At 34.6% G+C, this 12,597-nt stretch carries 10 protein-coding genes and 1 pseudogene; 6 read left to right on the top strand and 5 right to left on the bottom strand.

The window, feature by feature from the left end; all coding sequences use genetic code 11:
* Positions 1-125 precede the first annotated feature (125 nt).
* Entirely contained in the window at positions 126-638 is a 513-nt protein-coding gene (locus tag BU804_RS10090; protein WP_075883967.1) for a tetratricopeptide repeat protein, read from the bottom strand.
* A 449-nt stretch (positions 639-1,087) separates the two neighbouring features.
* Here BU804_RS10090 and BU804_RS10085 point away from each other — a divergent pair, with 449 nt between their 5' ends.
* From BU804_RS10085 to BU804_RS10070, 4 genes are all read left to right on the top strand, one after another.
* Complete coding sequence (locus tag BU804_RS10085; RefSeq protein WP_226996188.1) at positions 1,088-1,312, top strand: type II toxin-antitoxin system RelE/ParE family toxin; 225 nt, start codon at positions 1,088-1,090, stop codon at positions 1,310-1,312.
* Complete coding sequence (locus BU804_RS10080) at positions 1,299-1,601, top strand: addiction module antidote protein (RefSeq protein ID WP_075883966.1); 303 nt, start codon at positions 1,299-1,301, stop codon at positions 1,599-1,601. The genes BU804_RS10085 and BU804_RS10080 overlap by 14 nt, the downstream gene beginning before the upstream one ends.
* A 216-nt stretch (positions 1,602-1,817) precedes the next feature.
* Positions 1,818-2,048 carry a hypothetical protein gene (locus tag BU804_RS10075; RefSeq protein ID WP_075883965.1) on the top strand — a complete coding sequence of 77 codons (231 nt, stop codon included), beginning with the start codon at positions 1,818-1,820 and terminating at the stop codon, positions 2,046-2,048.
* A gap of 487 nt (positions 2,049-2,535) precedes the next feature.
* Positions 2,536-3,780, top strand: a complete 1,245-nt coding sequence (locus BU804_RS10070) for a S1 family peptidase (RefSeq protein WP_075883964.1) — start codon at positions 2,536-2,538, stop codon at positions 3,778-3,780.
* A 104-nt stretch (positions 3,781-3,884) separates the two neighbouring features.
* On the opposite strand, the gene BU804_RS10065 is transcribed toward BU804_RS10070, so the two are convergent.
* Positions 3,885-5,873: a tetratricopeptide repeat protein gene (locus BU804_RS10065; protein WP_226996189.1), complete on the bottom strand. Its 1,989-nt coding sequence runs from the start codon at positions 5,871-5,873 to the stop codon at positions 3,885-3,887.
* A gap of 864 nt (positions 5,874-6,737) precedes the next feature.
* Between BU804_RS10065 and BU804_RS10060 the strand changes: the two genes are divergently transcribed.
* A complete protein-coding gene (locus BU804_RS10060; protein ID WP_075883962.1) occupies positions 6,738-8,645 on the top strand; it encodes a BTB/POZ domain-containing protein in 1,908 nt (635 codons plus the stop codon).
* Here the strand turns inward: BU804_RS10060 and BU804_RS10055 are convergent.
* Positions 8,642-8,890: a hypothetical protein gene (locus tag BU804_RS10055; protein WP_075883961.1), complete on the bottom strand. Its 249-nt coding sequence runs from the start codon at positions 8,888-8,890 to the stop codon at positions 8,642-8,644. The two genes, BU804_RS10060 and BU804_RS10055, sit on opposite strands and share 4 nt — an antisense overlap.
* A gap of 41 nt (positions 8,891-8,931) precedes the next feature.
* On the opposite strand from BU804_RS10055, the gene BU804_RS10050 reads away from it, so the two are divergent.
* Positions 8,932-9,534 (top strand): site-specific integrase, encoded by a 603-nt coding sequence (locus tag BU804_RS10050; protein WP_075883960.1) that lies wholly within the window; start codon positions 8,932-8,934, stop codon positions 9,532-9,534.
* 752 nt (positions 9,535-10,286) lie between these two features.
* Here the strand turns inward: BU804_RS10050 and BU804_RS10045 are convergent.
* Both BU804_RS10045 and BU804_RS12365 read right to left on the bottom strand, forming a co-directional pair.
* Positions 10,287-12,380 carry a leucine-rich repeat domain-containing protein gene (locus BU804_RS10045; protein WP_075883959.1) on the bottom strand — a complete coding sequence of 698 codons (2,094 nt, stop codon included), beginning with the start codon at positions 12,378-12,380 and terminating at the stop codon, positions 10,287-10,289.
* A 104-nt stretch (positions 12,381-12,484) separates the two neighbouring features.
* Positions 12,485-12,597: pseudogene (locus tag BU804_RS12365) on the bottom strand (IS982 family transposase); the annotation flags it as partial.

Genomic DNA, 12,597 nt, shown 5'->3' with positions numbered 1-12,597 from the left:
CATTTTGACCTCTCATGTCATATTAAACATTAGCTTGGGAAAACAAATGTTTTAAATGATGCAGAGGTCCTTTGTCATTTAAATTTTATTCTTCTTATTTATTATCAAAGAGATAAATTCAAAATTCAGGTTATTAAAGAACCAAATTTTGCTTGGAGATATAAAAAATTTTGAGGTTCAATTTCTAATGCCTTTTCAATAGTAAATAATGCCTTTGCTAAATCACCCTGTTCAATATATCTACAATTTAATTGGAACCATGTTTTGGCTGTTGCCTCAACTTGTTGAACATATTCTGCATGCTTTAACGCTTCATCAAATTGATTTAGATGAAGATAAGCAGTAGTTAACAAAAGTCGCGCTTCTATATTGTTCTCATCCTGCTGAAGCAACTGCTTGCATTCATGCAAACACTCATTAAATTGATCTAGCTGAAAATAAGCATTAGATAACAAAAGCCGTGCTTCTATATTGTTCTGATCCTGTTGAAGCAATTCTTTACATTCACGTAAACACTCATCAAATTTATCTTCCAAAAAAAGGATATTTGCCTTCTTCAAATCTGCGACAGTATTTCGTTCAATTATCAATTGTGGATTTAGTTGATTCCAAAAAGAACTGGAAGTGATTGGTGACATATAATGCGCTCCTTGATTCGTAACTATTTATATGTTTAGCACGATTGAAAAGCATTTTTAATGCTATTCCAGCATGTTTAATTTTTATATAAAAATCAATAAGGAGCGTAAATCTTATTACTGAAAGCATAAAAAAAACAGATATATCTTTTTTTCACCAAAAAAGGAAATGCCATTAATTATGAAACAATAGAAATTGCTATAGCTAAAATAAAAATTTAAGTCATTTAAAACAATACAGTTGTTTCTCGAGATATTGGCGAAATTCTCAAAATTTATAGGTTAAAATTTACTTGAATTATTGTATCCTAAAAGATACAATAATTTATATGGAAGAGATCGATATTGAAATCTACGAAACCGCTAATGGTAAACGACCCTTTGAGATTTGGATCAAGGAAATCACAGAAATCCATACACGGGCTAAAATTTTAACCCGGTTAGACTGATTGAAGCTTGGGAATTTTGGAGATTGTAAAGCCTTGCAAAAGGAGATACATGAGCTTCGTATTCATTACGGCCCGGGCATTAGAATTTATTATGGAAAGGTTGGAAACAAAGTCACCTTGCTTCTTTGCGGTGGTGATAAAGGATCTCAGGACAAGGACATTACAAAAGCAATGGAGTATTTGAAGGATTATCAATCTAGGGAGTTAGGTTATGGCAAGAAATAAGAAGTATCAAGATTTTCTCTTAGAACAGTTAAAGGATCATGACGAGGCTGTTGCCTATCTAAATGCTGCTTTAGAAGAAAGCCTGAAGGGCGACGAAGAGTCGCAACAAGTTTTTTTGATCGCTCTTCGCAATGTAGCGGAAGCACAAGGTGGGATTGGAGCTTTAGCCAAAAAAGCGCATATTGGCCGTGAAAGCCTTTACAAAACACTTTCAGATGCTGGAAACCCTAAATGGCATACCTTGGTTTCTTTGTGTATGGCTATGGGATTAAATTTAAGATTAACTTAATTATTGAAGGAAAAGCTATGGCTAAAAAATTTAGCTGATGTGCTTAACAGTGATTATAGACAATTTTTATAGGGATCAGCTTACTGGAATATAGGTTGCTAAGAAATAACAATTAGAGATAACCCAAGGTTCCTCTTATTCTTTGCAAAAAAAATCAAGAGTCAGAGTAAATGTGATAAGAGATCTTCAAAAACTCATGAGCGATGAGGCAAATAAATGGATATACAAGGAAGCGAGACATTATTTCTAACAGAAAATGGCCCATTGCTACCCTTAATTTTAATAGCGGTAGGGATTTTACTGATCATTTTTCCCTATTGGTTTATTTTTTCCAAAGCTGGTTTTTCTAAATGGTTGAGCCTTCTAATGATTGTTCCTGGTCTGAATTTTATATTATTGTATTTTATAGCCCTTTCTAAATGGCCTGCTTTGAAAAAGAAACACTAAGAAGGCGTTTACACGGATGAGAAATTCCAGAATCTATCTAATGAACCAGAAGTTTGTTTTAGATTGATCCCATCAATTTCAAAATGATGAATATATTCTGTTTGATAAAGACTCAGTCTTTTAATAGCCTCAACAACTTAAAAAAGTCTGTTAATATCAACTGTTAAATTCTTAAATACATTTCTTCATCTACTCATTCCGCTCACTTCGAATTTAATTTCTCATTCTCGACACATTACTAAACCTTATTTTGGCCGCTTTTTTTTGCTATCAATAGACATGAATATAGACGTTGTTTGCACAAGCGAAAATTAAAATTAATTTGCATGATTAGTCATACTTATTATTAAATCTCCATTACCTAAGAGTTCCAACCCTTTTATTTGAATAGAAAAAAAAGAAAATCTCCTATAAAAAAATATAATACGATTTGTATTATTTATCTTTTGCCATTAATTTTTTTTAAGAAACATCAAAGTAGGTCATAATGAACGCTATAAACCCGTCGCCTTCCGCCGATTCATCTTTTAACTCTCCTTTTTCTAAAGATAGAGAAGAAAGAAGCAGAATAGATCTATCAACTGCACAAGTTTTTGATAAAATGCGTCCTCTTATTTGTTCGATCAATAGCACTATAGGAGAAGCATCAGGCTTTTTTATCGATCACGAAGGAACGATTTTAACAGCGGCTCATAATATTCCTGAAGAAGAAATAAATGGGGTATCCCAATTTATAGTAGACTATCTTCAAATTAATTATGGACATCAAGAGCAAGCTTATTTTCCTACCTCTAATCCTGACATAATTCAACAGCATGCAAAAGCTTTAGATCTTTACTCTATAAAATTAGATTCTCACAAGATTCAACCAGAAGAGGTAATTCCTTTCTTACCCGAAACGATTCAACTTAAAGAAGGAATGAAAGTTTATTTTGCTGGATATCCTTTAGGTCAAGATAAGGTGACTTTTCATAAAGGAATTATTTCCTCTATAACTGAAAATCAGGGAATTAAAAGATTTACTATTGATGGGACTGTCGTTCCTGGTAATTCAGGAGGGCCGGTTCTCATTCAAGATAACGGCCAAGTTTATTTGGTTGGGGTGATTACTTCAGAAGTAGCTGACTTCAGTTATGAAGATCGAGAAGTCATTTCTGACATGAAATTAATAAGAGACTCAAACTCTGGTTACGTCATTGATTATCATAGGACATATACTACTCCCGAAGGAGAAGAAATTAAAAAAGTAATCACTCTAAATGAGATCCTTTATTTAGCTTTGGATTTAATTCAAAGGAATTTATCAACAGGAATTGGAAAAGCAATTGATATCAGACATTATGAAAAACTTTTTCAAGAGCAGATTCAATTAACAGAGGATAAAGATAGTTTTTCTGTTGGAAAAGGAAAAGGTAAAAAACTAATAGATGGTGAAATTAACTCAGAACAGCAACAGGTTCTTGCAAAGTATATAGAAGTGCGTTACGGAAAAGGAGCAGGAAATCGAGGAATTCGCATTATGTTATGTCAAGCCTTGGGAACAGGGACTTCTGGTTATAAATTCAGTCCTAATCCTCATACAGCCCCAGGTAATTATAATAAAAATCAAACAGAATTATATTTAAATGCCGCTAAAGAGATCGTCAAAAATTTTATGGAACAAAATAGATTTTTAAAAACTATTACCTTTGATGCTTGTCAACATACCTACTCTGCCGAATTAGAAGAGTAATTAAAATCATCTTTCAATTAAGGAAAGGCTTTTCTTAAAGATAGTTTTTCCTTATCCATCTTTAAATATCTATTAGGCCTTGTGGCTATAATAAAAACCCTTTTTTAACCGCAATAATTCTCAGATTTAATATCATCATCAAGTTCACTAATATTTTTAAATATAAACTGGGAAAATGACCGATTGATTAAATTAGAATAAATATCTTCTAAGCCTATCTTCTTGTTTGTTGTCATCCAGTTAGGGTTGAATTTTAAGGGATCAATGTCAAATTTTATGACAGCGCGACGTCTTTTGTGCCATCTATTATACCTCACAATTATTGCCGGGACATCCTTTTCGGATTGGCTATTCATTTTAGTTTGGTTAATTTCTTGTGCTAATCGGAAGCAATACTGATAAATTGTAGTAGATTTGAATCCAGATTGGGGAGAGATTTCATATTTATGCCCCTCCAATATTAAAGCAGGATCGTAATTCTTGTTTTCTCTCATGCGTGAAGTTTTAATGTTAATGTTCTGTATTTCTTCATCTAAAGCAAATTGCAAGCTGTGTAGCACAACGTCACAACAATTGTAGCTATTTACACAATAAGCCGTATCAATTTTTAATAGTGTTTTCCACCAAACTAATAAACGATCAATATGTATTCCTTTAAAAAAAAATTTAAAAGTAGCATTTCTTCGAAATTCTTCTTTGTCACTTTTACGCATTAATATTTGTTCGATTTGGTCTTTTCCATTTAAAGGAATATCTTTGAATAAAGCTCTTAACCTTGAAGTTGCTTTTTCTGGCGTTTTTATCTTCCTCTTTGCTCCATAAGACCCAGGTGTTGCACGCGGGATACCTTTCTCATTCGTATAATCATTTCCTGAGGGGAACCAACTAAAATAAAATGATTCTCCATTATGAACAACCTTTATAGCAGCGTGGCCATAGTCTGCATCTCTATGCTGCGGGGAACGATCATGTTTTGGATTCCATATATAAACAATAATGTAGGATGATGGTCTTACTTTAGCAAATAATCTAGGCGAACTTGTTGTACTTTCCATAAATCCTGAAATTTGGCAGGTATCTACAAGTTTATTTGCCTTAATAATTTCATTATTACCAATGTAAGCATCGTACAAAGCAATTGCTGTCACATAGTAAGCATCATAAAAAGCAGTTGCTATCCCATAGCCTTTAGATAAATTAAATGCTTGTTCCAAAGCTTCAACAGCTAATTCATATTGCTTATTATATAAATATGCAAAACCAATAGCGCAATGTAATTCAAATGAGTTTAATCTAATTTCCTGCGCACACTTAAAAACTTCAATAGCCGCATAGTTTTTTCTCTCAAGAAGTAATGAGACACCTTTGGATAATAATAACCCAGGGTTTTGAGTATTTAACTTCAATCCTTTATCAATATTGATTAAGCTTTGTTTATATTTCCCTTGAGCAAAATATATTAATCCAAGTCCGCCATAGTATGCAGTTGAAAGATAACGAAAATGTAGATATGAATAAGTTTCTTCATTTGGAAATTCCTTATCAAATAAATTTTTCATTATTTTAATTTGTTCTTCAGCTTCTTCGAGTCGATTAAGATCTAGTAAGGGAATAAACTTTAAATGTTGAAAAAAAAGATTGTTAGGTGCAATCTCTAATGCCTTGTCAATAGCAAATAATGCTTTTTCTGAGTCATAATCTATATATAGGTTGCCTAAGTGCCCCCATGTTCTTGCTGAGAGTTCAATTTGCTGAGCGTATTCTGCATGTCTTAGCGCTTCATCAAATTCTTCCTTAAAAAGATGAACATCAGATAATAGAAGGCGTGCATTTATGTCTTTCTCATTATATTGAAGCAATTGATGGCATTCACGTAAACAATCATCAAATTGATCTAGCTGAAAATAAGCATTAGATAACAAATGCCGTGCTTCTATATTGTTTTCATCCTGCTGAATCAACTGCTTGCATTCACGCAAACACTCATCAAATTCACCTATCTTAAAATAAGCATTAGATAACAAATGCCGCGCTTTTATATTGTTTTCATTCTGTTGAAGCAATTTTTCACATTCATACAAACATTCCTCAATTCTATTTTTAAAAAAAAGAGTGACTGCTTTATCTAAATTGGTGATGGAATCTTTTATTTTCCAATTGTGGATTTAGATGATTCCAAAAAGAACTGGAAGTGATTGATGACATATAATGCGCTCCTTAATTTATCACTAATTATATCGGTTAGCATGCCTAAAAAGCATTTTTGACGGTCTTTCAGAAAGCTTAATTTTTATACAAAAATTAATTAGGAGCGCAAATATTATTAAATAGGTTTTAAATCACTTTTATAAAGTAGCTCAATTGCTTCACATATCAAAACAGACCTGTCTTTTTTCTTGTCTACAGCAATATAACTGATAAACATTTCATCCATTTGCCTGGCAGCTTTTTCTGTTAAATAAAAAGTAAATTTCCTAAAGAACTCCATATAGATAAACATTAAAACAGTGCATTATCCTAAGAAGATCAAAGATAAAATTTCATTAAAGTTTATCGACTCTCATCGAGACGATTCTCTAAGAAAAATATCCGCGATAAGATGTATTATAGGATGAAAATTAAGCTTATAAACCAATTTTATTAGCGGCTTTTTCGCCCACATATTTCCTAATCAAATAGGCCCCCTAATCGCATCAGAAATCTTATAAAACGTTTATTTCCTGATCCTATCATCTTGCGGACTTAAGGCACTTTCAAATCAAAAGCTGAAGAGTTTATGTTTGAACTATATTGATCCTTATTTGGTTTTTAATTGCTCTTCATTAATAAGGAAAAATTTTCTCTTAAAATGTGACTGCCTATTTTAACTTATTAATATTGCCATAATTTTTATCTATTCATCATACTGTTAAAACAGCTATAAATAAAAATTTATTTTATTCATTGGGACGGTCATTTTGAACATTTCTAATACAGGATTTAATTCTAGTTATCTGGTCCATACAACAGCTCTTTCTTACTCTCAATCTCAAGGGATTAATAACCCTCTTGTGGATGAGAATAATACCTTAGCCAATCCTTTGGCTAATACAGAGGAAATTAGTGCGTCAACGATTCCAGCTCCCGCCCCTTCACCTTCAGCTGAAGAAATTCAACTAAGCTTTCACGAGGGAACTTCTCTAACTATTTCTCCTTCCCAGCTAGCTTTGTTAAGGGAAAAATCACCCTATTTCAAGAATCTGTGGTCGGGGCAGTTTCAAGAAACCCTGCAACATCCTCTCGCTTTAACACAAAAAGATTTTACGCTTTTGCTCAATTGCCTGATGGACGCTAACTTTAAAGTTCCCTTAGAAGAGATTACTTCTGCCATTCAACTCGCTGATTATTATGAACTGACAGAAGTGGTGAAACATTTAGAAGAACAGTTAATTGATGGATACAAATCCCAGAGATTTGAACCTTTTAACTCCACTGAAGAAAGTTTAGTCAGATTAAAAGAGATTTTAAATTTTGCGCAGCGCTGTCGATTAAAACCTTTGAAAAACTATTTAGAATTCACCGTTGTGAGCGCATTATTAAACCAGACATCTCAGTTAGAGGAGTTTGAAAAAATTGTAAATCACTTCTCAAAGAAGATAGAAACACTTAATTTTTCAGAAAATGCCCGTTTGACCGATGCCCATCTTTTAACATTAAAAAATTGTAAAAATTTAAAAATACTTCATTTTAAGAAATGTTGGGGTGTCACTGATGCAGGATTAGCGCATTTGACACCCTTAACGACTTTGCAGCATCTAGATCTAAGCGATTGCGAGAATCTCACGGATGATGGATTAGCGCATTTGACACCTTTAACGGGTTTGCAGCATCTAGATCTAAGCTGGTGCAGCAGTCTTACCGATGCAGGATTAGCGCATTTAACACCCTTAACGGCTTTGCAGCATCTAGATTTAAGCCACTGTATGGGTCTTAGGGACGCTGAATTAGAGTATTTGAAACATTTAACGGCTTTGCAGCATCTAAATCTAAGCTCCTGTAAGAATCTCACTGACGCTGGTTTGGTGCATTTAGCACCCTTAACGGCTTTGCAGCATTTAGAATTAAGCGATTGCAGGAATCTTACTGATGCTGGATTAGAGCATTTGAAACCCTTAACAGCCTTGCAGCATTTAAATCTAAGCAAACGCTTCAATTTCACTGGTGCTGGATTAAAGCATTTGACGCTCTTAACGGCTTTGCAGCATCTAGATTTAAGCCACTGTATGGGTCTCAGGGACGCTGAATTAGAGTATTTGAAACCCTTAATGGCTTTGCAGCATCTAAATCTAAGCCACTGTATGGCTCTTACTGATGCTGGATTAGAGCATTTGAAACCCTTAACGGCTTTGCAGCATTTAAATCTAAGCAACTGTAGGGTTCTCACTGATGCTGGATTAGAGCATTTGAAACCCTTAACGGCTTTGCAGCATTTAAATCTAAGCAACTGTAGGGTTCTCACTGATGCTGGATTAGAGCATTTGAAACCCTTAACGGCTTTGCAGCATTTAAATTTAAGCTATTGCTGGAGACTTACCAATGCAGGGTTAGCGCATTTAACACCTTTAATGAGTTTGCAGCATCTAGATCTAAACTGTTGTAAGGATATCTCTGATGATGGTTTAAAGCATTTGCAACCCTTAACGGCCTTGCAGCATTTAAATCTAAGCTATTGCTGGAATCTTACCAATGCAGGGTTAGCGCATTTAACACCTTTAATGAGTTTGCAGCATCTAAATATAAGCGGTTGTCGGAATCTTACCAATGCAGGGTTAGCGCATTTAACACCTCTGCAGGATTTAGTATTGTTTAACGAATCATTTTTTTAGTTTGGCTTGCAGCATTCTTTCTCGTATAAATCCATGATAGCATCGCAGGCAATGCTTGAGCGGTTAATCTTTCTATCTTTGCGCAAGCGATGGATGTAAAGTTCGGTAAATGCTTGTTCGGCTTCTTCCGTTAGATAAATGGTAGCCTTTATTTTTTTCTTATTGCGGTGCTTAGCCATTTGTTCATCATGACTGTCAATTTCTTTAGCGTTTACTTGTATTAACTTTTCAGCTTCTTCACTCATTTTACTTTAAGCCTTTTTATTGGAACACGCTAGATCGTCTTGTGGTAGAAGAAGCTATTGGAATCTGGTTGGGAACCTTGAATCGTTTGACTCAGATTAACTATTATTCCGGGATGAAGCAACTAGTGCTGCAAGGCCTAATTAATTTAAGGATCAGTTTGCAGGCTTTTTCTCTTGTCAATCACGAAGCAATTTTGGATCAAATAAAATTAGTTGAGGATTGGTCTGAAGCCACAAAACAGGCAAGAGCTACTTGCTATGTGCCTTTTACAGCTTATTTAAGCAGGCAATTGCAAGGAGTTGTGCGAAAGGCCATACCAAGCAAAGAAAAGGGGACAAAAAAGTTTTTCAAAATACGTGAAAAGGTGATTACAGAGGCCATGAATCAATCTCAATGGCTTTCGTTTTTACATGAGCTTGAAAAAATCAATACAAGAGACTGCCTGATTGCGAAGCTTATTTTGCAGGGAGGAAAACGTGTAAACGAGGTACTGTCTCTTCAAACGCAACAAATTGATTGGATAAGAAATGAAATCAATTTCTTACAATCAAAAACGAAAGGTTATATTAAAGAAACCATCATCACTTATCCAGAAAGTGTTATGCAGAGCCTTAGAAACTATCTCGAAAATAGAACGGGTTAAATTTTTATCACGGGCTCGGGAAAACACATCATGATCAATCAAGTGGCTTTGATTTTAAAAAAGCCGGTAATGGCAAATATTCCTTTTAAAATTACTCCCCATGTACTCAGGGCATCCACAGTAACTTTATCTAAAAAAACAAGGTTTTTCGGATGGTGAAATCATGCGAGTGACCGGTCATGCTAGCTCATAGCTTGTTTATGCCTATGACAAAGGATCTCGAGCAGATAATGCGACTAAATTGATTAATTTGTTGATTTAAAAGTACTTGATTAGTTTTTTGTTCTTATTTTAATAAGTCTGAATATGACTTGTTTCATTTAAGTGATCTTCTCGTAAGGGTCCTGCAATAGATTAATAACCAAATTTATTTTATATGGCGTGTTCCTCGGCCTTTAAATCACCTCTAGGTTTATTATGGAGATATTTTTGATTTAAAAGTTTTTGATTAGAATTTTTTTTCAATCATTGTTTTAACTTAAACTTATCTTTGCCTCCAATAAACGTATAATTATCCAAAACGGCATTATCAAATCACAGAATTGCCCATGCTGAGAGGCCTTAAAGCTTAAAAGAAGAGAATTTTTTTTACTACGTATAGTTTAAGGAAAACAATTTACTATAAGTTAACAAATTCAGTATTTGTTAACTTATAGTAAATAGACATTTCCTAATTGTTATTTTTTAAAGTAACCTGGAATAAATATCATTCATTGATTCAAGGGTGATAATAGAATAACAAAAAAAACAATTTACAATGGCTTATTGTGAATTATATCTTTAATCTTTGAAGTTAGTCGAATATCATGTTCTTGAATTAAAATGCTAGCTTTAAAGCTTGCTAATCCAGCGTTCGTGAGATTACGACACCCTCTCAAATCTAGATGCTGCAAAGCCGTTAAGGGTGTCAAATGAGCTAATCCAGCATCAGTGAGATGCCCATAATTTCTTAGTTTTAGATGCTGCAAAGTCGTTAAGGGTGCCAAATGCGCTAATCCTGCATCGGTGAGATTCGTACAATTGCTTAGATCTAAATGCTGCAAAACTGTTAAAAATTTCAAATGCGCCAAACCATCGTCAGTGAGATTCGTACAATTGCTTAGATCTAGATGCTGCAAACCCGTTAAGGATGTTAAATGTGCCAACCCATCGTCCGTGAGCTTATCGCACCAACTCAGATCTAGATGCTGCAAAGTCGTTAAGGATGTTAAATGTGCCAACCCATCGTCCGTGAGCTTATCGCACCAACTCAGATCTAGATGCTGCAAAGTCGTTAAGGGTGTCAAATGCGCTAATCCTGCATCGGTGAGATTCGTACAATTGCTTAGATCTAAATGCTGCAAAACTGTTAAGGATTTCAAATGCGCCAAACCATCGTCAGTGAGATTCGTACAATTGCTTAAATCTAGATGCTGCAAAGCTGCTAAAGTTTTAAAATGTTCTAATCCTGCGTCGGTAAGACAACTGCATCTGCTTAGATTTAGATGCTGTAAAGCCGTTAAGGGTGCCAAATGGGTTAATCCCGCATCCGTGAGATGATAGCATAGACTTAGATCTAGATACTGCAAAGCCTTTAAGAGTGCCAAATGGGATAATCCATCATCCGTGACGTTACGGCAATTTCTCAGATTTAGATGTTGCAAAGCCGTTAAGGGTGTCAAATGGACTAATCCTGCATCGGTGAGATGATAGCATTCGCTCAAATTTAGATGCTGCAAACCCGCAAAGTGTGCCAAATGGGCTAATCCTGCATTAGTAAGATTATAGCACGCATTCAGATTTAGATGCTGTAAAGCTGTTAAGGGTGTCAAATGCGCTAATCCTGCATCGGTGAGTTTATAGCATAGGCTTAGATATATATATTGCAAACTCGTTAAGGGTTTCAAATGGGCTAATCCAGCATCAGTGAGTTTATAGCATTCGCTCAAATTTAGATGCTGCAAAGCCGTTAAGGGTTTCAAATGCGCTAATCCCACATCGGTGAGATTTCCGCAGTAACTTAGGTCTAGATGCTGCAAACCCGTAAAGGGTGTTAAATGGGCTAATCCTGTATCAGTGAGACCCCGACATTTCTTAAAATGAAGAACTTTTATATTTTTACAGTCTTTTAATGCTAAAAGGTGAGCATTTGTTAAATGAGTATTCTCCGAAAAATTGAGTGCTTCTATCTCATTTGAGAAGTGATTTAAAATTTCTTCAAATTCTGTTAATTGAGAAGTCTGGTTTAATAATTCGCTCACAACGGACAATTCTAAATAATTTTTCAAAGTGTTTAATTGACAGCGCTGCGCAAAACTTAAAGTCTCTTTTAATCCGACTAAACTTTCTTTAGTGGAGTTAAAGGGCTCAAATCTCTGAGATTTATATCTCTCTACTAGCTGTTTTTCTAAATTCTCCACCACTTCTGTCAGTTCATAATAATCAGCGAGTTGAATGGCGGAAGTAATCTCTTCTAAGGGAACTTTAAACTTAGGATTCGTTAGGCAATTGAGCAAAAGCGTAAAGTCTTTTTGTGTTAAAGCGAGAGGATGTTGCAGGGTTTCTTGAAATTGCCCCGACCATAAATTTTTAAAATAGGGGGATTTTTCCCTTAACAAAGCTAGTTGGGAAGGAGAAATAGTTAGAGAAGTTCCCTCGTGAAAGCTTAGTTGAATTTCTTCAGATGAAGGTGAAGGGGCGGAAGATTGAAGCGTTGATGCATTAGCTTCTTCTAGCTTAGGCAAAGGATTGTCTAAGGAAGTATTTTCATTCTCAAGTTGATCATTAACGTCTTGAGGGGGATCATAAGATGGAATCGTTGTATGGACAAGATGACTAGGATTAAGTCCAAAATTAGAAATATTCAAAATGAACATCCCAATGAGTAAAATAAATTTTAATTTATAAATATTTTAACAGTATTATTTATAGATAAAAATTATGCAATATTAATAACCTGAATTTTGGGTTTTTAGGCAGCCATTAACAATAAGCGATGCTGCTCTGCTAAGTTTATCGATGGCTTTTTAGGTTGGTGAGTATAAGCAACAATCCCAGCTAATAGATTAATTAAAAAATTTCCGG

The sequence above is a fragment of the Candidatus Protochlamydia sp. W-9 genome (genome assembly GCF_001950615.1).
GTDB classification, from domain to species: Bacteria; Chlamydiota; Chlamydiia; order Chlamydiales; family Parachlamydiaceae; genus Protochlamydia; species Protochlamydia amoebophila.
This window is presented reverse-complemented; position numbering and strand designations above follow the sequence as displayed.

Bases quoted from the DNA above. Each gene is read 5' to 3' on its own strand.
- BU804_RS10090 (WP_075883967.1), bottom strand. From the start codon at position 638: ATGTCACCAATCACTTCCAGTTCTTTTTGGAATCAACTAAATCCACAA.
- BU804_RS10080 (WP_075883966.1), top strand. From the start codon at position 1,299: ATGGCAAGAAATAAGAAGTATCAAGATTTTCTCTTAGAACAGTTAAAG.
- BU804_RS10075 (WP_075883965.1), top strand. From the start codon at position 1,818: ATGGATATACAAGGAAGCGAGACATTATTTCTAACAGAAAATGGCCCA.
- BU804_RS10070 (WP_075883964.1), top strand. From the start codon at position 2,536: ATGAACGCTATAAACCCGTCGCCTTCCGCCGATTCATCTTTTAACTCT.
- BU804_RS10055 (WP_075883961.1), bottom strand. From the start codon at position 8,890: ATGAGTGAAGAAGCTGAAAAGTTAATACAAGTAAACGCTAAAGAAATT.